General features: G+C 67.2%; 18 protein-coding genes and 2 pseudogenes. 14 read left to right on the forward strand and 6 right to left on the reverse strand.

Features of this window, described 5'->3' with window-relative positions; genetic code table 11:
* Nucleotides 1–105 precede the first annotated feature (105 nt).
* Nucleotides 106–900, forward strand: a complete 795-nt coding sequence (locus HIV01_RS01245; protein WP_200604474.1) for a class I SAM-dependent methyltransferase — start codon at nucleotides 106–108, stop codon at nucleotides 898–900.
* A 56-nt stretch (nucleotides 901–956) separates the two neighbouring features.
* On the opposite strand, the gene HIV01_RS01250 is transcribed toward HIV01_RS01245, so the two are convergent.
* Entirely contained in the window at nucleotides 957–3,284 is a 2,328-nt protein-coding gene (locus HIV01_RS01250; protein ID WP_200604475.1) for a TonB-dependent receptor plug domain-containing protein, read from the reverse strand.
* Nucleotides 3,285–3,466: 182 nt separating this feature from the next.
* Between HIV01_RS01250 and HIV01_RS01255 the strand changes: the two genes are divergently transcribed.
* A complete protein-coding gene (locus HIV01_RS01255) occupies nucleotides 3,467–4,600 on the forward strand; it encodes a phytase (protein WP_425600246.1) in 1,134 nt (377 codons plus the stop codon).
* Nucleotides 4,601–4,769: 169 nt separating this feature from the next.
* Here the strand turns inward: HIV01_RS01255 and HIV01_RS01260 are convergent, their stop codons facing one another.
* Nucleotides 4,770–6,266, reverse strand: coding sequence for an aminotransferase class III-fold pyridoxal phosphate-dependent enzyme (locus tag HIV01_RS01260; protein WP_200604476.1), 1,497 nt, complete (start codon nucleotides 6,264–6,266; stop codon nucleotides 4,770–4,772).
* Between the two features lie 118 nt (nucleotides 6,267–6,384).
* On the opposite strand from HIV01_RS01260, the gene HIV01_RS01265 reads away from it, so the two are divergent.
* The 6 genes from HIV01_RS01265 to secF all read left to right on the forward strand — a co-directional run bounded on the left by HIV01_RS01265 (nucleotide 6,385) and on the right by secF (nucleotide 12,452).
* The gene (locus HIV01_RS01265) at nucleotides 6,385–6,816 is read left to right on the forward strand and encodes an Lrp/AsnC family transcriptional regulator (RefSeq protein WP_200606279.1); all 432 of its coding nucleotides are present in this window, start codon (nucleotides 6,385–6,387) and stop codon (nucleotides 6,814–6,816) included.
* Nucleotides 6,817–6,910: 94 nt separating this feature from the next.
* On the forward strand, nucleotides 6,911–7,969 hold the full coding sequence (gene queA / locus HIV01_RS01270; protein WP_200604477.1) for a tRNA preQ1(34) S-adenosylmethionine ribosyltransferase-isomerase QueA: 1,059 nt from the start codon (nucleotides 6,911–6,913) through the stop codon (nucleotides 7,967–7,969).
* The gene (gene tgt / locus HIV01_RS01275; RefSeq protein WP_207527046.1) at nucleotides 7,966–9,084 is read left to right on the forward strand and encodes a tRNA guanosine(34) transglycosylase Tgt; all 1,119 of its coding nucleotides are present in this window, start codon (nucleotides 7,966–7,968) and stop codon (nucleotides 9,082–9,084) included. Before queA ends, tgt begins: the two co-directional genes overlap by 4 nt.
* Nucleotides 9,085–9,207: 123 nt before the next feature.
* Entirely contained in the window at nucleotides 9,208–9,549 is a 342-nt protein-coding gene (gene yajC / locus HIV01_RS01280) for a preprotein translocase subunit YajC (protein WP_200604479.1), read from the forward strand.
* Nucleotides 9,550–9,607: 58 nt separating this feature from the next.
* Nucleotides 9,608–11,473 carry a protein translocase subunit SecD gene (gene secD, locus HIV01_RS01285; RefSeq protein ID WP_200604480.1) on the forward strand — a complete coding sequence of 622 codons (1,866 nt, stop codon included), beginning with the start codon at nucleotides 9,608–9,610 and terminating at the stop codon, nucleotides 11,471–11,473.
* A gap of 16 nt (nucleotides 11,474–11,489) precedes the next feature.
* Nucleotides 11,490–12,452 carry a protein translocase subunit SecF gene (gene secF / locus HIV01_RS01290; protein WP_200604481.1) on the forward strand — a complete coding sequence of 321 codons (963 nt, stop codon included), beginning with the start codon at nucleotides 11,490–11,492 and terminating at the stop codon, nucleotides 12,450–12,452.
* A 542-nt stretch (nucleotides 12,453–12,994) separates the two neighbouring features.
* Here secF and HIV01_RS01295 read toward each other — a convergent pair.
* A complete protein-coding gene (locus tag HIV01_RS01295; RefSeq protein WP_200604482.1) occupies nucleotides 12,995–13,813 on the reverse strand; it encodes an inositol monophosphatase family protein in 819 nt (272 codons plus the stop codon).
* Between the two features lie 117 nt (nucleotides 13,814–13,930).
* Between HIV01_RS01295 and HIV01_RS01300 the strand changes: the two genes are divergently transcribed.
* From HIV01_RS01300 to HIV01_RS01310, 3 genes and pseudogenes are all read left to right on the forward strand, one after another.
* On the forward strand, nucleotides 13,931–14,728 hold the full coding sequence (locus tag HIV01_RS01300) for an RNA methyltransferase (RefSeq protein ID WP_200604483.1): 798 nt from the start codon (nucleotides 13,931–13,933) through the stop codon (nucleotides 14,726–14,728).
* Between the two features lie 213 nt (nucleotides 14,729–14,941).
* Nucleotides 14,942–15,796 (forward strand): annotated as a pseudogene (locus tag HIV01_RS01305) (phosphate/phosphite/phosphonate ABC transporter substrate-binding protein).
* On the forward strand, nucleotides 15,793–17,925 hold the full coding sequence (locus tag HIV01_RS01310; RefSeq protein WP_200604484.1) for a putative bifunctional diguanylate cyclase/phosphodiesterase: 2,133 nt from the start codon (nucleotides 15,793–15,795) through the stop codon (nucleotides 17,923–17,925). Before HIV01_RS01305 ends, HIV01_RS01310 begins: the two are co-directional and overlap by 4 nt.
* Before the next feature lie 22 nt (nucleotides 17,926–17,947).
* Here HIV01_RS01310 and HIV01_RS01315 read toward each other — a convergent pair whose 3' ends face one another.
* Together HIV01_RS01315 and HIV01_RS01320 are read right to left on the reverse strand one after the other, a co-directional pair.
* Nucleotides 17,948–18,583 carry an exopolysaccharide biosynthesis protein gene (locus HIV01_RS01315; RefSeq protein ID WP_200604485.1) on the reverse strand — a complete coding sequence of 212 codons (636 nt, stop codon included), beginning with the start codon at nucleotides 18,581–18,583 and terminating at the stop codon, nucleotides 17,948–17,950.
* Nucleotides 18,567–19,910 (reverse strand): hemolysin family protein, encoded by a 1,344-nt coding sequence (locus HIV01_RS01320; protein ID WP_200604486.1) that lies wholly within the window; start codon nucleotides 19,908–19,910, stop codon nucleotides 18,567–18,569. The genes HIV01_RS01315 and HIV01_RS01320 overlap by 17 nt, the downstream gene beginning before the upstream one ends.
* A 258-nt stretch (nucleotides 19,911–20,168) precedes the next feature.
* On the opposite strand from HIV01_RS01320, the gene HIV01_RS01325 reads away from it, so the two are divergent.
* Complete coding sequence (locus tag HIV01_RS01325; RefSeq protein ID WP_200604487.1) at nucleotides 20,169–20,795, forward strand: DUF47 domain-containing protein; 627 nt, start codon at nucleotides 20,169–20,171, stop codon at nucleotides 20,793–20,795.
* A gap of 11 nt (nucleotides 20,796–20,806) precedes the next feature.
* Nucleotides 20,807–21,934 (forward strand): inorganic phosphate transporter, encoded by a 1,128-nt coding sequence (locus tag HIV01_RS01330; protein WP_200604488.1) that lies wholly within the window; start codon nucleotides 20,807–20,809, stop codon nucleotides 21,932–21,934.
* Between the two features lie 18 nt (nucleotides 21,935–21,952).
* On the opposite strand, the gene HIV01_RS01335 is transcribed toward HIV01_RS01330, so the two are convergent.
* The gene (locus HIV01_RS01335) at nucleotides 21,953–22,363 is read right to left on the reverse strand and encodes a hypothetical protein (RefSeq protein WP_200604489.1); all 411 of its coding nucleotides are present in this window, start codon (nucleotides 22,361–22,363) and stop codon (nucleotides 21,953–21,955) included.
* Between the two features lie 40 nt (nucleotides 22,364–22,403).
* Between HIV01_RS01335 and HIV01_RS01340 the strand changes: the two are divergent.
* Nucleotides 22,404–22,742, forward strand: a pseudogene (locus HIV01_RS01340) (MGMT family protein); the annotation flags it as partial.
* Between the last annotated feature and the right edge of the window lie 151 nt (nucleotides 22,743–22,893).

A 22,893-nucleotide genomic window follows, 5' to 3' on the forward strand; every position in this document is an offset into this window, starting at 1 on the left:
CGGGCGCGCCTGGCATGCCAGGCCGCCGCCCGGGCGCCTACACGTTCCCGTCCGCATGGACGGCCGAATATCGAGGCGTCCGGCAAGGAACGCCGAAGGAGCCCCATGAGCAATCCTGCCGTCACCTACGAACGCGAGATGGTCCCGGTGCTGTTCCGCCCCTGGGTCGGCGCGCTGCTGGACCTGGCGCAACCGGCGCCCGGCGAGCACCTGCTCGACCTGGCCTGCGGCACCGGCATCGTCGCGCGCCTGGCCGCACCGCGGGTGGCGCCGGACGGGCGCGTGGTCGGCGTCGACCTCAACCCCGACATGCTCGGCGTGGCGCAGGTCCAGGGCGCGCTGGAAGGGCTCGACATTGAATGGAAGCAGGGGCGGCTGGAAGTGCTGCCGTTCGCCGAGGCCGAATTCGACCTGGCGCTGTGCCAGCACGGCTTGCAGTTCGTCCCGGACCGCGCGGCGGCATTGGGGGAAGCGCGGCGCGTGCTGCGCGACGACGGTCGCCTCGCGCTTGCGGTCTGGTGCGGCCTTGACCACCACCCGTTCTGGTCGCGGTTCAACGACGTGCTGGTCGAGCTGATTGGCATTCCCGCGCTTGCCTCGCCATTCGCGCTGGGCGAAGCGTCGGAGCTGGAATCGCTGCTGCGCGATGCCGGATTCCGCGATATTTCGATCGAGGCGCGGGCGATGCCGGCGGCGTTTCCCGATCCGGACACCTTCGTCGCGATGGAGGTGGACGTGATTGCCGCGGCGGTGCCGGCAACGCAGCACCTCGACGCGAAGGCGCGCGCGGAGCTGACCGAGGCGGCACAGGCGCGGATGGCCGGGGCGATCAGGGAGCAGATGTGCGACGGGCACGTGGTGGTGCCGATGCATTCGCACCTGGTGCTGGCGCGGATGTAGCTGTCGTCCCGACGGCGGACCGTCGGGACGACATCGCTGTCAGAACGACATCACGATCAGAACGAATAGCGGGCGATCAGCTGGTACACCGGTCCGGCCGTCTCGCGCTCCAGTTCGTACTCGTCGAAGTCGCGATCGATCTGGTCGGCGGCATTGTCGAACTTGTTGAAGGCCTCGTCCTTGGAGGCATCGAGCAGGTTCGAGCCGGTCAGGCGCACCGACATGCGATCGCCGAAGCGCTTCTCGACGAACACTTCAAGGTCACCTTCGTAGGTCGTGGTGACTTCCTCGCTGACGATGCGCGAATAGGCATCGCCCTGGCGGCGGTAGCTGGCACCGAACGAGACGCCCCAGTCCGGGAGGTTCTGGATGAAGCCGACGTTGTAGACGTACCTGGCCTGGTTGTTGAAGCGGCGTTCGCCGAACTCGTCGTCGACCGAGCTGTCCAGCCACGAGTAGTTCACGAACACGCCGGTGTCGGGCAGGCCGAGAACGGTCAGCGGCGTCGACAGGTCGAACTCGATGCCGTAGACGTAACCGTCGCCGACGTTGCGTGCGGTGTAGACGAAGCTGTCCGGATCGAACTGCGGATAGCCCGGGGTGTTCTCGTTGGCGCCGGGATTCTCGTCGAGGAACTCCTCGACCTCGTCCTCGAAGTCGCCCAGCGCGGTCGAACTCGGCTCGCCGGTGTTGACCGTCTCGATCAGGTCCTGGATGTCGCGGTAGAACGCGTTCACGCCGAACACGCCGCGCTGGCCGAGGCGACGCTCGTAGCCCAGGTCCAGGCCCCAGGCGCGCTCGGGTTCGAGCAGCGGGTTGCCAACGAAGTCGTTGTCGCCGAACTCCTCTTCCAGCGTCAGCGGCAGGATCTGGTCGAAGTTGGGGCGACGCACGGTGCGCGCCAGCGACAGGCTGATGCGGTCGTCGGCGGTCAGGTCCCACTTCAGGTGCGCTGACGGCAGCACGGTCGAGTAGTCGTTGGAGGCGGCGGTGTCGTCGGCACGCACGTCCACGTCGGTGGTCTCGTAGCGCAGGCCGGCTTCCCAGGCGAGCGCACCGGAGGCACCCGAGAACATCAGGTAGGGGTCGATGCGGGTCTCGTCGATCCGGCTGGCCATGCCCTCGAAGTCTTCGTAGGCCGGCAGGGCGACGTCCTCGTCGTCGGACTCGACCTCGGCGATCTGCAGGCCCGTGTCGCGCTGCTTGTCGAGGTAGTCGACGCCGAACTCGACCTTGGCGTTGCCGAGCTCGCGCTTGTGCGCGGCCTTGAAGCCGAGCTCGTCGTCGCTGATGTCGCTGAGCGTTCGCGTACCTTCGCGTCCATCGAACGACGGCGGGGTGTCCTCGTCGTCGTAGCCGGTCTCTTCCTCGGTCGCCATGGTGTCGTCGTCGAAGCGGGCGTAATCGAGGTCGAGCTCGGTGCGGCCACCGAGCATGTCGAACTCGTAGTTGGCGCCGAACGACCAGTTGTCCTGCTTGATGTTCTCGAACTGGTCGTTGACCGACAGCAGGTTGTCGCGGCTGCTGCTGGTCGGGTCGTTGTATTCCAGCGAGTGCTCGGTCTCGTCGCGGTCGGTGCGCACGTAGAAGCCGTCCAGCGACAGGCGGCCGCTGCCGATGTCGTGGGTGTAGGACACGTTGGCCGAGTAGTCGGTGCCGTCGCGGGTGTCGGCCTGGTCCTCGCGGTCGACGAAGTCGCCGCCGGGTTCGTCGAAACGGTCGCTGCGCTTGACCTTGGGGTTGTAGCGTCCCTGCACATTGAAGCCGCCGAGCAGGCGGCCACCGCCGACTTCGCCGCTGCTGACCGCGCCGTAGGTGTTCTTGTACTTGCCGTCGTCGAAGTGCATGACGCCGCCGCGGACGTAGCTGCCGTCGAACTCGTAGGCATCGCGCAGGACGATGTTGAGCGCGCCGGCCACGGCGTCGCCGGAGCGGTTGGCGCTGGCGCTGCGGACGATCTCGATGCGCTCGACCAGTTCAGCCGGGATGCGGTCGACGAAGAAGGAGCGGTCGTTGCCGGCGCCGGGCACCTTCTTGCCGTTGATCAGGATCTGCGTGTAGCCCGGGTCCAGGCCGCGCAGCTGCGCACCGTCGTACTCCAGCACGTCGGAGACGAAGGCGACGCTGGGCACGCGCTTGAGCATGTCGCCGACGGTGAGCGGCTCGAAGCGCTGGAAGTATTCCAGGTCGTAGGACAGCACTGGTGCGACAGCGTCGGTGCGGTTGCGGTAGGCGATGTCGGCCTGGACGACGACGGCGTCGAGCTGCTTCGGATCCGGTGCCGGATCGCCACCGTCATCGGCGACGGCGGTGAAGCTGACAGGCGCCAGCACGGCGACAAACAATGCACGCGACAGAGCGCGCGACAGGAGGTTTCGTTTCATTCGATCTGCATCCCCATGCAAGACGGCGGCAAACAAACCGCGATTTGTACGCGGCGGGGATGGCGGAAAAGTGACAGCGAAAATGCACTTCGGCCAAACGAGGTATTGGTGCGGGGTGTAACGACACGGTCACAATGGACCCGTAGAAAGTCGAGGTTTGCATTCCATCTTCCGGGGGATCCGTGACATCACGCCTGACCACGTTCGCACTCGTCCTCGCGCTCAGTGCCTGCGCGACCACCGCGCCGGCGCCGCCGCGCAACGGCCATGAGCCAGAGCCCGATGAGAAGACCGCGGACGTCGATCCACTGCTGAGCCAGGCGGGCGTGCCGCACAAGGTGGTGGCCGAAGCGTTCATCACCGCCGCCACGCCGGCCGACAACATCGACTCGCCGGCCAGCTGGCGATCGGCGGACGGCAAGCGCTGGCTTATCGCAACCGGCAAGGCCACCGACAAGCTGGTGGTCTACGACGGCGACAGCGGCAAGTCCGTCCGCAGCGTGGGCGGCCCCGGCACCGAGCTGGGTCAGATGCAGCGCCCGAACGGCATCGCCGTGATCGACAACTACGCGCTGGTGGTCGAGCGCGACAACCACCGCGTGCAGATGTTCCAGCTGCCCGACCTCAAGCCGCTGCTGGTGTTCGGCGGCGACGACCTCAAGCAGCCGTATGGGCTGTGGGTGCGGGCGCAGAAGGACAGCTACGAGGTGATCGTCAGCGACAACTATATGTCGCCGCAGAACGGGGACCTGCCGCCGCCGCTGGCGCAGTTGGGCGAGCGCTTCAAGCGCTACCAGCTACGGCGTGTGCCGGGTGGCTGGCAGGCGCGCCTGATGGGTGTGTTCGGTGACACCGGCGAGGCCGGCGCGATCCGCATCGCCGAATCGGTGTTCGGTGATGTCGGCAACGATCGCCTGCTCGTGGCCGAAGAGGATGTCGCCACCGGCACGCGTATTCGCGAGTACGGCCTCGACGGCCAGTACCGTGGTCGCGACATCGGCGCAGGTCTGTTCAAGGCGCAGGCCGAGGGCATGGCGCTAGCACGCTGCGCCGATGGCAGTGGTTACTGGATTGCCACCGACCAGTTCAAGGATCGCAGCCTGTTCCATGTGTTCGATCGCGACACGCTGGAGCATGTGGGTGCGTTTGCCGGTGGCAAAACCGCCAACACCGATGGCGTGTGGCTGGACCAGAGCGCGAGCGCGCGCTTCCCGCAGGGTGTGTTCTACGCGGTCGATGACGACCAGGCGGTTGCGGCGTTTGATTGGCGGGACATTGCGCGGGCGTTGTCGCTGCGGGATTGCCGCGCCCCCTGACAACGACGTTTGAAGCATCCGCGTAACCCTCTCCCTTGTGGGGTGAGGTGACGCGGCTTGCGAGCCACTGGCTCGCGCGTCGCCGAACGCCATCGCGCTATGCGCGATGGCTGGGGGCCGGAGGCGGGGCAGGCGCGCAGCGCCAGGGAGAGGGTCCGCGGAAAGGGAGTTACGCCGCCACAGCCTGCTCGGCCCGCGGCCCTTCCTTCAACGACTTCGCCACCATCGCCACCAGCAGATCGATTTCCTCGCTGGTGATGGTGAACGTCGGGGTGAAGCGCAGCGAATTGACGCCGCCGTGGATCACGCCGATGCCGTGCTCGCGCAGCCACTCTTCGGTCGAACGCGCGCCGTAGCACTTGAACTGCGGCGCCAGCTCGCAGGAGAACAGCAGTCCGGTGCCCTGGACCTTGGTAATCAGGCCGCCGAGCTCGCCCTTGAGCTTCTCGAGCTTCTCAAGTGCCTCGACGCCGCGGGCGCGGATGTTCTCCTGCAGGGCAGGGGTCACCTGCTCCAGCACGGCGCAGGCGACATCGAGCGCGCGCGGGTTGCTGGTCATGGTGTTGCCGTACAGGCCCTTCTTGTAGAGTTCGGCCGCGCGCTTGCCGACGGCAAGCACCGACAGCGGGTACTGGCCGGCGTTGAGCGCCTTGGAGTAGGTCTCCATGTCCGGCGGATCGAGCTGCTCGAAGCCGGGGTAGTCGATGACCGACAGCACGCCGTGCGCGCGCAGGCCGGCCTGGATCGAGTCGACCAGCAGCAGCGATCCGTGGGCGCGGGTGAGTTCGCGCGCGGCGGCGTAGAACGCCGGCGGCACGCCGCGGCCCGGGTCGCCTTCGCCCATCACCGGCTCGAGGAACATCGCCTCGATGAACCAGCCATTGGCGTCGGCGTCGGCGAAGATCTTCTTGAGCGCGTCGACGTCATACGGCTCGACGGTCAGCAGGGTGTCCTCGCCGCGGAAGCTGGCCAGGTGCTGCATGTAGGTCTTGCGCGAGGAGTCCGAATACAGGGCCGGGCGTTCGGTGCGGCCGTGGAAGCTGCCCTTGACCACCACGCGCTTGATCGCGCGGCCGGCGTGGCGACCACCCGGGTCGGTCATCAGCTTGGTGTTGACGTCAGCGATGCGCGACGCCAGCGAGACCGACTCCGAACCGGAGTTCAGGCACAGGAACTTCTCGTACGGACAACCGCCGCGGGCAGCGCCGATGGCAGCGCGCAGCGCGCGGTCGAAGCGCAGCTGCGACAGCGACGGCGTCATGATGTTGGCCATCGCCTGCGGCTTGGCCATCGCCGCGATCACCGACTTGGGCGCGTGGCCGAAACCGAGCATGCCGTAGCCGCCGGAGTCGTGCAGGACGGCGCCCTTGAGCGTGACCACCCACGGCCCGCGCGCGGCCAGGGCGACGTACGGATTGACCGCGTCGTCCGCGTAGAAATTGATGTAGCCGGCCAGTACGGCCTGGATCTGCGCTTCCTCGTCGAGGTCGAGCAGCTCGGCGAAGTCACCCTTCAGGCGCTGGTACTCCTGGTCGGCGGCTTCGATCGCTTCGATCAGCTCGGCGTGGCTGGCGGCGAAGCGGGTGATCGTGGCGTCGTCCAGGCCCTGGGTGCGACGAAGGCCCTTGTGGGCGCGCAAGGGGGCGAGGCGGTCGAGGACGGCCATGGTCTTTCTCCTGTCGGTACGCAATCTCCCTATTATCTGGAATAATTCGTCGGTAGACAGTGCTGATTTGTACGAATTACTGGACATTATCGTCGATCCGACGAACAATCTGGGCGACATGAAGATTACCGACGCCGACCAGCAGCTGCTCTCGGTCCTGCGCGAGAACGCGCGGGCCTCCACGGCCGACATTGCCCGCCGCCTGAAGCTGTCGCGGACCACCGTCCACAGTCGCATCGAGCGGCTGGAACGGCAGGGCGTGATCGACGGCTACACCGTCCGCGTCCACGACGAGGCCGAGCGCGGCCATATCCGCGCCCACATCATGGTGACCGTGCTGCCCAAGCAGATGGCCTCGGTGGTGACGGTCCTGCACGGGATGCCGGAGGTGCGCGCCCTGCATTCGGTCAGCGGGCCGTTCGACCTGATAGCGCTGGGCGTGGTGCCGACGGTGGAGGCGATGGACGAGCTGACCGACCGGATCGGCGCCATCGACGGGGTCGAGCGGACCACCTCGGCGATCATCCTGTCGGCCAAGTTCGAGCGGTAAGGCCCCTGTAACCGGCCCGGCTCGCAACAGGCGCCGGGGTCTTACAATGCCCGGTCCTGCGGCCAGTCAAGCCGCCAGCCAGCCCCCCCCCGCCTTGAAGAAATCCGATTTCCATTACGACCTGCCGCCCGAGCTGATCGCGCAGGCGCCCTTGCCCGAACGGTCGGCCAGCCGCCTGCTGGTGGTGCCGCCGACGGCCACCTTCGAGTTCCAGGACCGCATTTTCCGCGACCTGCCGGACCTGCTCGCCCCGGGTGACCTGTTGGTGTTCAACGACACCCGCGTGATTCCGGCGCGCCTGTATGGCCAGAAGACCAGCGGCGGACGCGTCGAGATCCTGATCGAGCGCCTGCTGGGCGGCCACGAAGTGCGTGCGCAGCTGGGCGTGAGCAAGTCGCCCAAGGCAGGCGCCAGGATCATGCTCGATGCCGGCGGCGAAGCCGAAGTGCTCGGCCGCGACGGCGAGTTCTACCGCTTGCGCTTCGATGTGCCCGAGTCGCTCGAGCAGTGGCTGCTGCATGCCGGCCGCCTGCCGTTGCCGCCGTACATCCAGCGCGAAGCCGGCAGCGACGACGACACCCGCTACCAGACCGTGTTCGCGCGCGAGGTCGGCGCGGTTGCCGCGCCCACCGCCGGCCTGCACTTCGACGAGGCATTGCTCCAGCAATTGAGCGACCGCGGCGTGCAGTTCGGCCATGTCACCCTGCATGTCGGCGCCGGCACGTTCCAGCCGGTGCGCGTGGATGACCTGGGCCAGCACGTGATGCACAGCGAATGGCTCAACGTCGGCGCCGCGTTGATCGAGCAGATCCAGCGCACACGCGCCGCCGGTGGCCGCGTGATCGCGGTTGGCACGACGGTGGTGCGCGCGCTGGAAAGCGCGATGCGCGGCAACGATGCCGGCGAGCGCGAGCTGCAACCGTACGCCGGCGAAACCCGTTTGTTCATCCTGCCGGGCTACCGGATCCGTTCGGTCGACGCGTTGATCACCAACTTCCACTTGCCCGAGAGCACCCTGCTGATGCTGGTATCCGCCTTCGCCGGCAAGGCGCGCATGTTCGCCGCCTACGACCACGCGATCGCCTCGCGCTACCGCTTCTTCTCGTACGGGGACGCGATGTTGCTGTTCCCGGCACCGGAGGAGTCCGCATGAGCCGCATGTCGTTTGATCTCCTCGCCACCGACGGCGCCGCCCGCCGCGGCCGCCTGACCTTTCCGCGTGGCACGGTGGAGACGCCGGCGTTCATGCCGGTGGGCACCTACGGTTCGGTGAAGGGCGTGATGCCCGAGCAGATCCGCGAGCTGGGCGCCGAGATCATCCTCGGCAACACCTTCCATCTGTACCTGCGCCCGGGCCTGGACGTGATCGGCGACCACGGCGGTCTGCACGGCTTCGGCCGCTGGAGCGGCCCGATCCTGACCGACTCCGGTGGCTTCCAGGTTTTCTCGCTGGCGCACAAGCGCAAGATCACCGAACAGGGCGTGACCTTCGCCGCGCCGACAGACGGCAGCAAGGTCTTCCTTGGTCCCGAGGAGAGCATGCACATCCAGAAGGTGCTCGACTCGGACGTGGTGATGATCTTCGACGAGTGCACGCCGTACCCGGCCACCGAGGAGGTCGCGCGCAAGTCGATGGAGCTGAGCCTGCGCTGGGCGGAGCGCTCGAAGAAGGCGCACGAGGGCAACGACGCGGCGCTGTTCGGCATCGTCCAGGGCGGCGTCCACCCGGCGCTGCGCGACAGTTCGGCCGAGGGGCTCAAGTCGATCGGATTCGATGGCTATGCGATCGGGGGCCCCGCCGTCGGCGAGCCGGAGGCCGAGCGCAACCACATGCTCGAGCACACCTGCCCGCAGCTGCCGGCCGACCGCCCGCGCTACCTGATGGGGGTGGGGCGGCCGGAGGACCTGGTAGAGGGCGTGGCCCGCGGCATCGACATGTTCGATTGCGTGATGCCGACCCGCAACGCCCGCAACGGCCACTACTTCACCAGTTTCGGCACAGTCCGCGTGCGCAACGCCAAGTACGAGCGCGACCTGCGCCCGATCGAGGAAGGCTGCGACTGCTACGCCTGCCGCAACGGCTTCAGCCGCAGCTACCTGCGCCACTTGGACCGCTGCAACGAGATGCTGGCGCCGATGCTGGGCACCCTGCACAACCTGCGCTACTACCAGCGCCTGATGGCGCAGATGCGCGACGCCATCGCCCGGGGAACCTTTTCGGCCTTCCGGGAGTCTTTCTACGCCGCAAGGGCTGCCGAGCCGGTCTAGGCAAGGGCAGGGCCCCCGATTCCGTCCCATCGGGGCTGCCGCAGGCGGCCCGGGGGAGGGCGCGGGGCAGGACCCCGCCCCGTGGCATAATCCCCCGCTATTTTTCGATCCAGGACAATCGTCATGAACCTGCTTGATCTCGTGGTATCCCCCGCCTATGCCCAGGCGGCCGCTCCGGCCGGCGGTGGCGGTTTCGGCATGTCGCTGCTGTTCCCGATCCTGCTGATCGGCGTCATGTACTTCCTGATGATCCGTCCGCAGATGAAGCGCCAGAAGGAGCATCGCGCGATGCTCGAGAAGCTCGCCAAGGGCGACGAAGTCCTCACCAACGGCGGCATTGCCGGCACCGTGAGCGACATCGGCGAGAACTTCATCACCGTGGAGATCGCCGACAACGTGCGCATCCGCGTGCAGAAGGGCGCCATCGCCAACGTGCTGCCGAAGGGCACCTTGAAGTCGGCGTAAGCCGTCTCCAGAAGAATTTGACATACGGCGGCCGGGGTGGCCGCCGCAGGGGCCCTAGATGCTGACTTACGCGCGCTGGAAATACTTCGTCATCCTGATCGTTCTGCTGCTCAGCGCTCTGTATGCGTTGCCGAACATCTATCCGCAGGATCCCTCCGTGCAGGTCACGGCCAGCCGCGGCGCCAAGATCGATCCGGCGCTGAGTGCACAGGTCAGCACCATGCTCAAGCAAGGCGGGGTTTCGCCCAAGTCGGTCGAACTCGACAACGGCAACCTGCTGGTGCGCCTGAACAACCCTGACCAGCAGATCAAGGCCAACGACGTCCTGCGCGAGAAGCTCGGCAGCAACTACGTGGTTGCGCTGAACCTCGCCTCGACGGTGCCGAACTGGCTCGAGAAGATCGGCGCCAAGCCCATGCTGCTGGGCCTGGACCTCCAGGGCGGCGTGCACTTCCTGATGCAGGTCGACCAGAAGGCCGCCCTCGACAAGCGCATGGACGCCACCGCCGAAGACGTGCGCGTGAGCCTGCGCGACGGTCGCGTCCGCTACGAGTCGGTCGAGCGTCGCGGCGCCAACTCCATCGTTGCCACCCTGGCCAGCCCCGCCGATGCCGAGAAGGCACGCGTGGAGATCGCCAAGAGCCAGCCGAACCTGCTGCTCGACGTGCAGGGCAACACCCTGACCGTGCAGATCTCGGAAGCGGAGATGCAGCGCATGGCGGTGGAGGCGATCGAACAGAACGTCGGCACGCTGCGCAACCGCATCAACGCGCTGGGCGTGTCCGAGCCGATCATCCAGCGCCAGGGCAGCGACCGTATCGTCGTCCAGCTGCCGGGCGTGCAGGACACCGCGCAGGCCAAGCGCATCCTCGGCGCCACCGCCACGCTCGAGTACCGCGGCGTGGTCGAGGGCAATCCGTATGACGCCGTCTCCACCGGCACCGTGCCGGCCGGCGCGCGCGTGTACTACCGCCGCGAGCTCGGCCCGGACGGCAAGCCGATGCCGGTGCTGCTCAACAAGCGCGTGATCGCCTCGGGCGACCAGCTGGTCGGCGCGACCTCGATGATGGACCCGCAGACCGGCACCCCGGCGGTCTCGGTGCGCCTGAACGGCGTCGGCGGCCAGCGCATGTTCGACTACACCACCGAGCACGTCGGCAAGCCGATGGCCGTGGTCTACATCGAGCGCATCCCCGAGGTGCGCATGGTCGACGGCAAGGAAGTGCGCACGACCAAGATCAATGAAGAAGTGATCTCGGTGGCCAACATCAACGGCGTGTTCGGCAAGGAGTTCCAGACCACCGGCCTGGACAGCTCCAAGGAAGCCGCCGACCTGGCCCTGCTGCTGCGTTCGGGTTCGCTGGCTGCGCCGATGGACTTCATCGAAGAGCGCATCGTCGGCCCGAGCCTGGGCCGCGAGAACATCGAGCGCGGCCTGACCGCGGTCATGTACTCGTTCGCCTTCGCCCTGGTCTTCTTCCTGTTCTACTACCGCGTGTTCGGCATCATCACCTGCCTGGCGCTGCTGCTGAACATGCTGATGCTGATCGCGGTGATGTCGCTCTTCAACGCCACGCTGACCCTGCCTGGCCTGGCCGGTATCGCGTTGACGGTGGGCATGTCGGTCGACGCCAACGTGCTGATCAACGAGCGCATACGCGAGGAGCTCAGGTTGGGGCTGCCTCCGCAGACCGCCATCGCCGAAGGCTACGAGCGCGCATCGGGCACCATCGCCGACGCCAACCTCACCGCCATCCTCGCCGGTGTCGCCCTGTTCGCGTTCGGCACCGGTCCGGTCAAGGGCTTCGCCGTGTCGTTGATCGTGGGTATCGCGACCTCGATGTACACCGCGGTGGGCGTCTCGCGAGCCATTGCCACCCTGATCTACGGCGGTCGCCGCAAGATCAAGACGATCTGGATCTGACGGGAAGATCACGCAAATGAAACCGTTCAACGTCTTCCCTTACGACAGCAACATCAACTTCATCCGCCTGCGCTGGTTGTCGCTGGGCATTGCCCTGGCGATGCTGCTGGTCGCCGTCGGCGGCATGTTCGTCAAGGGCTTCAACTTCGCCCTCGACTTCACCGGCGGCGCCGTCACCGAGATGCGCTTCGAGAAGCCCGTCGACGTCGATGACGTCCGCGAGCGCCTCGACCGTGCCGGCTACGAAGGTGCCCAGGTGCAGTCCTTCGGCAGCGGCAACGATCTGCTGATCCGCCTGCAGCCCAAGCAGGCCGCGGCCGGTGCCGAGGACAAGGGCAACACGACCGCCAGCGACGTGCAGAACGCGCTGGCCTTCGAGGGCAACCCCGGCAAGGTGCTGCGCAGCGAGGTGGTCGGTCCGCAGGTCGGCAAGGACCTGGCGATCAACGGTCTGTGGGCGCTGATCTTCGTGGTCGTCGGCTTCCTGATCTACATCTCGTTCCGCTTCGAGAAGAAGTTCGCGATCGCGGCCGTGCTGACCACGCTGCACGACGTGGTGGTCGTGACCGGCTGGTTCGCGCTCAGTGGCCACGAGTTCGACCTGACGGTGCTCGCCGGCGTGCTGTCGGTGATGGGCTTCTCTATCAACGACACGATCGTGGTGTTCGACCGCGTCCGCGAGAACTTCCGTTCGATGCGCGCTTCGCCGGAGGAGATCCTCAACAAGTCGATCAACCAGACGCTGTCGCGTACGGTGATCACGTCGTTCGTGGCGTTCCTGACGGTGTTTGCGCTGTACCTGTACGGTGGCGGTTCGCTGGAAGGCATGGCCGAGTCGCAGATGATCGGCATCATCATCGGCACGCTGTCGTCGATCTTCGTGGCGTGCCCGCTGCTGACCATCGGCTTCCTGAAGGTCACCAAGCAGGACCTGATGCCGAAGGCCAAGGACGAGGCGGCACTGGCTCGTCGCCCGTAACGGCTGCTGTTGGTTTGACGGAAAAGGCCGCGCATTGCGCGGCCTTTTTCTTTGCCCGTCATCCCGGCGAATGCCGGGATCCATCTTGACGTGGACTTCTGGGCTTGCCGTCTGCGGAGCGGCGTCGTCCACCGCGCCGGGGATTGCTCCGCCCCCTAGTCAGACATCCTGTCTGATGCGGGGCGCGGGACATCCATGTCCCGCTGCGGATCAATCCCCGGCGCGCTGAACGACGCTTCGGCATTTCATTACCCGGTCTTCGTCTCCCGTCGTTCCCGCGAAGGCGGGAACCCATGGACGTTGCCCTTGACCTTCAGCGCTTATCGAAGACCAGGAAACGACATGCCAGAGCGGTGTCCGCCGGCTTGGGGATTGCGCAGCAGTGGGCCATGGATGGCCCACGCCCCGCCTTCGGACAGGATGTCCGAACGAAGGGGCGGAGCAATCCCCAAGCCGGCGGACGCCGCCACTCCGCAGACGCAGACTCGAAACAAAAAAAGCCGCGCAAAGCGCGGCTTTCCTTTACGTCAGAGCAGGGCGCCTCAGTCGAACGCCGACGCATACCCCGTGTTGACGATCTTGCTCTGCAGCGCGTCGCAGATCTTCAGGTTGCCGGCGACCAGCTGGCGCGGCATCTGGCCGCGGGTGTCCATCGGCCCGGTGCTGCGGCCGCGGAAGTCGACGACCTTGCCGCCTGCCTCGCGCACCAGGAGCGCGCCGGCGGCGATGTCCCACGGCTTCACGCCGGCCTCGAAGTACGCGTCGGCGCGACCGCAGGCCACGTAGGCCAGGTCGAGCGCGGCCGAACCGGTGCGGCGGATGTCCTCGGCCTCGGTCAGCAGCGTGTCGATGCACTTGAGGTGGGCGCTGGTGCGGGCGCGCTCGCGCGGCGGGAAACCGGTGATCAGCATTGCGCCGTTGAGGTCCTTGCGGTCGGCGACGCGGATCTTGCGATCGTTGAGCGTAGCGCCACTGCCGCGGCTGGTGGTGAACAGCTCGTTGCGCAGCGGATCGAAGATCACGCCATGGACCGGCTCGCCGTTCTCGACCAGGGCGATCGACACGCAGAAATGCGGGATGCCGTGCAGGTAGTTGCTGGTGCCGTCGAGCGGGTCGATGACCCAGGTGAAACGGCTGTTGCCGATCGGACCACTTTCTTCGCCGAGGATGGCGTAGTCGGGGGTCGCGCGGCGGAATTCCTTGATGATCTCTTTCTCGGCCAGGCTGTCGACTTCACTGGCATAGTCCATCCGGTCCTTCTCGACCACGTTGAGCGCATCGAGCTTGTTCATGTGCCGCAGCAGCACGTTGCCGGCGGCGCGGGCGGCCTTGACCATGAGGGTGACGGCGGGTTTCTGCATGGCAAGCGGCCTCGTAGGGGGAGGTGGGGGACGGACTGGCGGCGGCAAAGAGCGGACCGGCTCGGGGCCGGGGCGCGGAGTTTACCATTGCAGGCCGTGACTTCCGAAGCGAAAACCGTGTCCGACCCTGTCCCCTCACCGTCCAACCACGTTCCCGGCCCGGCCGACCGCCTGCGCATCGTGCTCGTCGGCACCCAGCACCCCGGCAACATCGGCTCGGCGGCGCGGGCGATGAAGACCATGGGGCTGTCGCGACTGGTGCTGGTGGCGCCGGAGAAGGCACCCAGCGTCGAGTCCTACGCCCTGGCCGCCGGCGCCGACGACGTCCTGGCCGGCGCCAGCACCTGCGCGACCCTGGCCGAGGCCGTGGCCGATTGCCGGCTGGTGCTGGGCTGCACGGCGCGCAGCCGGCGCGTCGCGCTGGAAGAGCTGCTGCCGCGTGATGCCGCCGCCCGCGCGGTCGGCGAGGCGGCTGCGGGCGCCGAGGTCGCGCTGGTCTTCGGCCGCGAGCGCACCGGCCTGAGCAACGACGAACTGCAGCTGTGCCACGCCTCGGTCCATATCCCGGCCAATCCGGACTACAGCTCGCTCAACCTGGCCGCCGCCGTGCAGGTGCTCAGCTACGAGCTGCGCCTGGCCGTGCTGGCCGCCGCCGCCCCGGTCGGCAGCGACGGCGAAGGCCCGGAACGGCGCGAACCACCGGCATCGCATGCCGAAATGGAAGGCTTCTTCGCCCAGCTCGGCGACACCCTCGACGCGATCGACTTCCACAAGGGCCGGGCCCCGGAGTCGGCCATGCGCAAGCTGCGCCGGCTGTACCTGCGGGCCGCGCTGGACTCGCGCGAGGTGCGGATCCTGCGCGGGATCCTGGCCGACGCCCAGCGCATGGCGTCCATCGCCCGAAAAGGGGATTGACCGCAAGGGGGGGCGACCACCAGCCGGGCCCGGATCCGGACCAGACGCGTGAACTGCGGTCCGGCCGGGGGTTTGCAGTATCGGCCCGCCGGCGTTTCGTATTAGGCTGGCCCCGGCACTTTGACGGGTTGTCCGTACTTGATCGCTAGCCTGAGTCGTATTGCCCTGTTGTCCGTACTCGCGCTGGCATCGGCGGCCGTGTCGTTTTCGACAATGGCCGGCAATGACTCCGGCGTGCTGGTGCTCGGGCGTATCAGCGATGACCCCAAGACCCACTACGAGCAGCTCAAGCCGCTGCTCGACTACGTGGTCCCGCGCATGGCCGATGTCGGCATCCGCGAGGGCCGCATCCTGATGGCCAAGGACACGCAGCAGATGGCCAGCTATCTGCGCCGCGGCCGGGTCGACTGGGTCACCGAAACCACCGGCACCGCGATGCTGCTGCGCCAGCGCGCCACAGCCAAACCGCTGCTGCTGACCGAGCGCGACGGCACCAGCCACTACCACAGCCTGTTCTTTGCCCGTCGCGACAGCGGCCTGCGCTCGATCGCCGACCTGCGCGGCCACAGCGTCGCCTTCCAGCGGCCGACTTCGACCAGCGCCTACTTCGTGCCTGCAATCGAACTGCTCGATCGCGGGCTGTCGCTGGAGATCCTGCTGTCGCCGGATGACCGCATCGAGAGCGGCGCGGTCGGCTACATGTTCGCCTGGTCCGAACTCAACATCTCGACCTAGGTGCACAAGGGCCTGGCCGATGTCGGCGTGATGAGCAACCTCGACTGGGGCAATCCGCGGCGGATGCCGCCGGCGTTCCGCAACGACCTGGTCGTGATCGGCGAGAGCGAGGAATACCCGCGCGCCATAGAAATGGTGCGCGGCGACCTCGACCCGCGCGTCGAGGCGCGCCTGCGCGAAGTCCTCATCGACGCCGCCGGCGACCCCGAAGCCGGCGACGCCCTGCTGCGGTTCTTCGGCACTACGCGGTTCATGCCGATCGATCCCGAGTCCAAGCGTGCGCTGGACCACATCGCCAATGGCGTGACGCGGGTCCGGGCGGAGGTCGAATGAACCTTCGCTTCGGCCTGCAAGCCAAGTTCATGCTGCTGATGGGCATCGCCTTGCTGGTGGTGCTGGCACTGGTCGCGTTGCTGTTCAACCGGCAAGAGCGCATGCGCATGGAAGTCGAGGGCGTCAGCCGCCAGACCATGCGCACGATGATGGGCGAAAGCTTGCGCCGGCAGGGTGAGGGTGCCGTCGCGCAGCTGGCAGCCACGCTGACCAATCCGATGTACTACTCCGACCTCGATGCGATCGGTGTGCTCAGCCGGGCCACGCTGCGCAATCGCGACGTTCGCTACGTGGTCGTCTACGACGACGCCGGCCAGGTCCTGCACGATGGCAGCGAGGCGATCGCCAATTACGGCAAGCGCATGGACGATGCGATGGCCGGCAAGGTCATCGCCTCCAGGGCGCTGCTGACGCAGTGCGACGAGAAGGTGATGGACGTGTCGGCGCCGATCATGATCGGCCAGCAGCGCATCGGCGGCGTTCGCATCGGCTACGACCTGAGCGCGATGCGGGGCTACCAGGACCAGGCCGTGGGCCAGTTGCGCGGCCGCCTCGACGCGCTCAGCCAGCGCTACGTGATCTGGATCGGCCTGCTCGGCGCGGGCATGCTCGCCTTCGGCGCGCTCTCGTTGTGGCTGATCCAGCGCCTGCTGGTACGACCGATCCGCGAGCTGGCCGAGTCGGCGCGCGCGATCGAGGCCGGTCGCTTCGACACCGCCACGCCGATCGACAACCGCAACGACGAAGTCGGCGACCTGATGCTGGCCTTCGACCGGATGAGCCGCAGCCTGGCCCGTCACGATCGCGAGATCCGGCGCATGGCCTACACCGACGCGCTGACCGGACTGGCCAATCGCCTGGCGTTCCGCGAATCGCTCGACCAGCGCCTGTTGCAGCTGCACGGCGCCGGCTGCCAGCTGGCGCTGCTGTTTGCCGACATCGACGACTTCAAGCGCGTCAACGACACCCTCGGCCACGATGCCGGCGACGACGTGCTGCTGCAGTGCGCGCGCCGCATCGAGCACACTGTGCAGCGCATCGGCGGCGACCAGGCGATGCTGGCGCGCTTCGGTGGCGACGAATTCGTCATCCTGATCCAGGCCGACCACGACCCCAACGCCGACGTGCGCAAGATCGCCACGCACCTGGCCGAGACGCTGGTGACCGAGCTGGGTGAACCCATCCTGGTGCAGGACCGCCAGGTGTTCCTGGGTACCTCGATCGGCATCACCCTGTTCCCGGAAGATGCCTCCGGCGCGACCTCGCTGATGAAGAACGGCGACATCGCGATGTACCAGGCCAAGGTCGCCGGCAAGAACTGCTTCCGCTTCTACAGTCGCGCGATGGACCAGGCGGTCGAGCGCCGCGTGCACCTTGAGCACGAGCTGCGCGGTGCCTGGGACCGCGGCGAACTGAGCCTTGCCTACCAGCCGGTGTTCCGCCTGGTCGACGGCGCGATGATCGGTGCCGAGGCGCTGCTGCGCTGGAAACATCCGGAGCTGGGCGTGGTCGCGCCGTCGGTCTTCATCGACGTGGCCGAGCAGAGCGGTCTCATTGAAGTGCTGGGCCCGCAGGTGCTGCGCCAGGCCTGCGCCGATGCCGTGCGCTGGCAGGAATCGCGCAAGGGCGAGGAGCCGCTGTTCCTGGCGGTGAACGTGTCACCGCGCCAGCTGCGCAACGGCGACCTGCCGGATGTCGTGGAGGCCTCGTTGCGCGAAACCGGATTGCCGGCCGACCTGCTGCACCTGGAACTGACCGAGACCGCGGTGATCGGCGATGAGCGCCACGCCAGCAGTCTTCTCTCGCAGTTGCGCGGCATGGGCGTGAAGGTGTGGCTGGACGACTTCGGCACCGGCTTCTCGGGGCTGAGCCACCTGCGCCGCGTACCGGTGGATGGCGTCAAGATCGACCGCAGCTTCGTCGCCGACGTGCTGCGCGACCCCGACGACCTGGCGCTGACCACGGCCATCATCGCCATGGCGCATTCGCTGGGGATCCTGGTGGTCGCCGAGGGCGTCGAGAAGGAAGGGCAGTACGCGATCCTGCGCGAGCGCGGCTGCGATTTCGCCCAGGGCTACTGGCTGGGACATCCGGTGACGGCGGATGAGTTCATGGCTGTCGCTTGCTGAGTGACCGGCTACTGCTGCCTGGTCACATCAACATGTCAATCCAACGCGCCGCAGCCGCCGCCAGGCTCCCGGACAGAATCCCGAACACCGCGATCGCGATCACGCCGGCAACCCAGGCAATCGCCATCAGGTAGCCGTCGCGCTCGAGCAGCGCCAGCGCGAACACCACCAGCAATCCGCCGAACAGGAAGTTGGTGAACGGGATCGGCAGCGACAGCAGCAGGCCCAGCAGCACCAGCAGCAAACCGGTGAAGAAGTCGGCGAGGCGGTGATCGAGCATCCCGGTGGCGCGCGGTCGTACCAGCTTCTCCAGCCGCGTCAGCCATGGCGCCAGCAGGTCGCGGAAGCGCGCCATCGCGCTGCGGTGGGGACCGCGACGGGCCAGGAATGCCGGCAGCCACGGTTCGCGCATGCCGAACAACTGCTGCAGGCCGATCAGGATCACCAGTGGCCCGCTGATCGCTCCGCCCAGGCCCGGGATCGGGATGAAGGCAGGAATCGTCGAGACGAACAGCAGCATGCCGAACGAACGGTCGCCCAAACCGTGCAGCACGTCGCTCATGCGCAACTGCTCGTTCGGGTCGCCTTCCGCGAAGCCGTCGAGCAGTGCGCGCGTACCGGCTTCGTGGGGCCGCTCTTGCCTAGCCCGCTGTGTCATCCGGTACCGGTTCCTGTTCGATGCGTTGCAGAAGCAGCTTGTCGATGCGCGGGCCGTCGAGGTCGACCACTTCGATGCGCCACTGGTTCCAGTCGAAGTGCTCGCCGACGTAGGGGATGCGACCGAAGTGGGCGATCACCATGCCGGCGGCGGTGTGGAAGTCGTGCTCGTCTTCGTCCGGCAGGCGGCCGCCACCGATCAGCTCGCGCAGATCTTCGATGGCCAGGGAGCCGTCGAGCAGGTACGAGCCGTCGGCGCGCTCCACCACCGGTGAGCTGTCCTCTTCGGCTTCGCCGGAATGGACGGTGCTGGAATGGATGCGACCGACCACCGCGTCCATCAGGTCGCCGACAGTGACCATGCCGCTGATGTCGCCGTATTCGTCGACCACCAGGGCCAGCGACTGCTGCTCCTCGCGGAAGATCTCCAGCAGCTTCATCGCATGCGTGGACTCGGAAACGAACAGCGGTTCGCGCAAGTGCCTGAACAGATCCGGCGCCTTTTCGTCCAGGCGGTCGAGCAGCGCCTTGACCTCCAGCGTGCCGAGCACTTCACTGTCATTGCCGCGATACACCGGGTAGCGCGAGAACGGCGTCTCGCGCATTGCCGCAAGGTTCTCGGCGAAATCCACCGAGGCATCCAGCCAGGCGATGCGCGTGCGCGGCGTCATCAGGCTCTCGGCGGTGCGATCGCCCAGGCTGAGCACGCGGTTCATCATCTTGCGCTCGTCGGCGTCGATCACGCCCTGCTCGTGGCTCTCGCTGACCAGCAGGCGGATCTCTTCTTCGCTGATGGCGCTGCGGGCGTCGTCCTTGATGCCGAGCATGCGCAGCACCAGGCGGTTGATCGCGCCAAGCGTGGCCACCACCGGCCGCGCCGCGCGCGACAAGCCATAGAGCGGCAAGGCAATCGCGCTGGCGATGCGCTCGGGGTTGGTCAGGGCCAGGCGCTTGGGGATCAGCTCGCCAAAGATCACCTGCGCGGCCGTGATCAGGCTGACCGCGGTGCCGATGCCAATGGCGCGGCTGTACTTGGCCGCGGCCGGCCACAGGTCATGCAGCCAGCCGGCGATGGCCAGGCCGATCGCCTCGCCGCCGAAGACGCCGGTCAGCACGCCGATCAGGGTGATGCCGACCTGCACGGTCGACAGCAGGTTGTCGGGATGCTCGGCCAGGAGCAGGGCGGTGCGGGCGCCGCGGCTGGGATGGACCGGGTCTTCGGCCATCTGCTTGAGGCGCAATTTGCGCGAGGTCATCAGCGCCATCTCCGACAGTGCGAAGAAGGCGTTGAGGATGATCAGGGCGATGACGGTCAGCAGTTCCAGCATGCGGTCCCTACCTCAGGATGGCAGGCCGGAGTGCACACGCCGTGATGGGGGGAAGGGGGGCAGGCGTGCGCGGAGGGCTGTTCTGGGTCGTCGTCCATGGGGCCGGGGGCAGGAAAAAGGGGGGCGCAAGCAGCAGGGATGGTAGCAGGGCCGCCGAATTCAACCCGTCAGGCGAGCGCGGCTGTCCCCGAACCGTCATAATTCCGCCCGCAGAACCCCACCGAGCCGCCAGTCCGGCACCTAGAAGGCACCTCCCGCATGTTCTCCCTGCAAACGATCTTCGGCCAAGGCAACCAGTTCTATACCCTGCTGGAAGAGGCCGCAGTCGCCGCCCACGACAGCACCAAGGCGTTGCACGCCATGCTCAAGGCGGCCGACCGCCAGCCGGCCCTGGACGCCTTCAAGCTGGCCCGCCAGCGCGAGCGCGACGCCTCGGACAAGATCAGCCAGGAGCTGGTCAACAGCTTCATCACTCCGATCGAGCGCGAAGACATCGAGGCGCTGGGTACTGCGCTGTACAAGATCCCCAAGCAGGTCGAGAAGTTCGCCGACCGCTATTCGCTGGCGACGCGCCATCTGGAGCACATCGACTTCGCGCCGCGCGCGGCGATGCTGGAGCAGGCCTCGGCGGTCGTGGTGCAGATGGTCCACCAGCTGCGCCACCTGAAGCTGGAGCCGATGAAGGCGCTCAATGACCAGCTGCGTTCGATCGAGAACGAGGCCGACCGGCTGATGCTGGAGCTGTACCGCGACATCTATTCCGGTCGCCTGGACAACCTGCAGATGTTCCTGCTCAAGGAGTTCTTCGAGATCCTCGAGAAGGCCATCGACCGCTGCCGCGAGGCGGGCGTGGTGGCCTACGAAATCGTGCTGAAGAATTCCTGAGGGCCGGGCCGATGTTGACCCTGGTCCTGGTCGTGGTATTCGCGGCACTCGCCTTCGAATACATCAACGGCTTCCATGACACCGCCAACTCGATCGCGACCGTGGTCGCGACCAAGGTGCTGTCGCCGATGCAGGCGGTGGCGATGGCGGCGACGACCAACCTGCTCGGCGCGCTGTGGGGCACGGCGGTGGCCAAGACGATCGCGTCGGGACTGCTCGACAACGGCGTCGTCCAGGTCACTTCGCAGCTGATCCTGTGCGCGCTGTTGGGCGCGATCGTGTGGAACCTGATCACCTGGTGGAAGGGCCTTCCGTCCTCGTCCTCGCACGCGCTGATCGGTGGCCTGTGCGGCGCCGCGGTCGCGGCGGCCAGCAACAACTTCCATGCGGTGATCTGGTCGCAGCCTGCCGACCCCTGGTACAAGAGCGCCGGCGTGCTGTGGAAAGTGGTCGTGCCGATGTTCAGCTCGCCGCTGCTCGGCTTCGCCTCCGGCTTCCTGGTGATGGGCGTGCTGTTCGCGATCATCTCGGCGATGGCCAGCAGCGGCGGTTTCCTCGCACGCCTGGCGCGGCCGCGCTGGGTCAATGCGTTCTTCGGCAAGGCGCAGCTGGTCAGCGCCGCCGGCATGGGCTTCGCCCATGGCATGAACGATGCGCAGAAGACGATGGGCATCATCGCCCTGGCGCTGGTCGGCGCGCAGTCGGCCGGCACGCTCGACAACCTGCCGTCGTGGCTGGCGTTCCTGCATCCCTCGCGCGAGGCGCTGGAAAACAACGACATCGACACCTGGATCAAGTTCACCTGCGCGATCGTGATGGCCGCCGGTACCGCCGCTGGCGGCTGGCGCATCATCAAGACGCTGGGTCACAAGCTGGTGAAGCTGCACCCGATCAATGGATTCGCGGCCGAGACCAGCGCCGCTGCGGTGATCATGGCGGCGTCCTCGCTGGGCATCCCGGTGTCCACCACGCACAACATCTCGTCGGCGATCATGGGCGTGGGCACGGCCAAGCGCTTCAACGCGATCAAGTGGACCGTGGTGGAGAAGATGATCTGGGCGTGGATCCTGACGATCCCGGCCGCCGGCGGCATCGCCTACATGTTCTTCGAGTTGTTCCGGGCGATGGGCTGGGCGTAAGCGCCAGCCCCGGGCACCTCAGAACAAATCCCCACCTGCCGACAGCGACCGCTCCATGCGGTCGCCCAGTCCGCCGATCTCTAGCACCAGGCGGTCGATCTCGGCCGCATCGAGACCCTCGTACGGACGGTTCTCGCACAGCTGCAGGTGCGGCACGCCGTCGAGATCGCCGATGGCGAGATAGCCGACGCGGCTTTGCCAGTTGAAGATCAGCGCGCGCCTGGCGTCCAGGCCGGTGATCGGCGAGACCGCGGTGCTGACCCGCAGATAGGGACGGCCGTCGTCGTCGTCCAGTTCGGACAGGAAGATCGCCTGGTGGCGCGTTCCCTGCTCGAGCGACAGCTCGATGCAGATCAGGTCGGCGCCGTGTTCGGTGGTGTTGAAATCGGCCGCTTTGAGATGGCGACGGATGGATTCGAAGTTGCGCACGTGGCGGCTCCTTCCGGGGGATGATCGGTATGCTACCGCGATGAGCAAGCCCACTGCCGCAAAGGACGACGCCGCAGCGCGCATCCGGGCCGCGATCCGTGCGATCCCGGCGGGCGAAGTCGCAGGTTATGGCGAGGTTGCGCGTCGCGCCGGCTTGCCGGGCAGGGCGCGCCTGGTGGCGCGGATCCTCGGGCAGAACGAAGACCCCGACCTGCCGTGGCACCGCGTGCTGCGCTCTGACGGCCGCATCGCCTTCCCCGAAGGGTCCAAAGGCTTCCGCGAGCAGGGCCAGCGGCTGCGCGCCGAGGGCGTGCGGGTCGAGGCCGGGCGCGTGCGCGGCCAGCGCGCCGCCGCCACGCTGGACGAGCAGATGTGGGGTGTGCCGATGGCGCCTCCGGCGAAAGCAAAGCCGCGCCGCGCGAGGACAAGCCCTGCAAAGCACTCGGCCGCGCCCAGCAAGGCGCCTGCACGCGCCAAGCGCCCGGGCTGAGGCCGCGGGCTCAGCGAATCATTCCTCCGGCCCGATCGTG

The organism is Lysobacter arenosi (genome assembly GCF_016613475.2).
In the GTDB taxonomy this organism is placed as follows: Bacteria; Pseudomonadota; Gammaproteobacteria; order Xanthomonadales; family Xanthomonadaceae; genus Lysobacter_J; species Lysobacter_J arenosi.

What these genes read in the sequence shown, in the direction of transcription:
- yajC (WP_200604479.1), top strand. Translation starts at nt 9,208, where the DNA reads ATGAACCTGCTTGATCTCGTGGTATCCCCCGCCTATGCCCAGGCGGCC.
- HIV01_RS01245 (WP_200604474.1), top strand. Translation starts at nt 106, where the DNA reads ATGAGCAATCCTGCCGTCACCTACGAACGCGAGATGGTCCCGGTGCTG.
- secD (WP_200604480.1), top strand. Translation starts at nt 9,608, where the DNA reads ATGCTGACTTACGCGCGCTGGAAATACTTCGTCATCCTGATCGTTCTG.
- secF (WP_200604481.1), top strand. Translation starts at nt 11,490, where the DNA reads ATGAAACCGTTCAACGTCTTCCCTTACGACAGCAACATCAACTTCATC.
- HIV01_RS01260 (WP_200604476.1), bottom strand. Translation starts at nt 6,266, where the DNA reads ATGGCCGTCCTCGACCGCCTCGCCCCCTTGCGCGCCCACAAGGGCCTT.
- HIV01_RS01250 (WP_200604475.1), bottom strand. Translation starts at nt 3,284, where the DNA reads ATGAAACGAAACCTCCTGTCGCGCGCTCTGTCGCGTGCATTGTTTGTC.
- HIV01_RS01315 (WP_200604485.1), bottom strand. Translation starts at nt 18,583, where the DNA reads ATGACACAGCGGGCTAGGCAAGAGCGGCCCCACGAAGCCGGTACGCGC.
- HIV01_RS01310 (WP_200604484.1), top strand. Translation starts at nt 15,793, where the DNA reads ATGAACCTTCGCTTCGGCCTGCAAGCCAAGTTCATGCTGCTGATGGGC.
- HIV01_RS01265 (WP_200606279.1), top strand. Translation starts at nt 6,385, where the DNA reads ATGAAGATTACCGACGCCGACCAGCAGCTGCTCTCGGTCCTGCGCGAG.
- tgt (WP_207527046.1), top strand. Translation starts at nt 7,966, where the DNA reads ATGAGCCGCATGTCGTTTGATCTCCTCGCCACCGACGGCGCCGCCCGC.
- HIV01_RS01325 (WP_200604487.1), top strand. Translation starts at nt 20,169, where the DNA reads ATGTTCTCCCTGCAAACGATCTTCGGCCAAGGCAACCAGTTCTATACC.
- HIV01_RS01320 (WP_200604486.1), bottom strand. Translation starts at nt 19,910, where the DNA reads ATGCTGGAACTGCTGACCGTCATCGCCCTGATCATCCTCAACGCCTTC.
- HIV01_RS01295 (WP_200604482.1), bottom strand. Translation starts at nt 13,813, where the DNA reads ATGCAGAAACCCGCCGTCACCCTCATGGTCAAGGCCGCCCGCGCCGCC.
- HIV01_RS01330 (WP_200604488.1), top strand. Translation starts at nt 20,807, where the DNA reads ATGTTGACCCTGGTCCTGGTCGTGGTATTCGCGGCACTCGCCTTCGAA.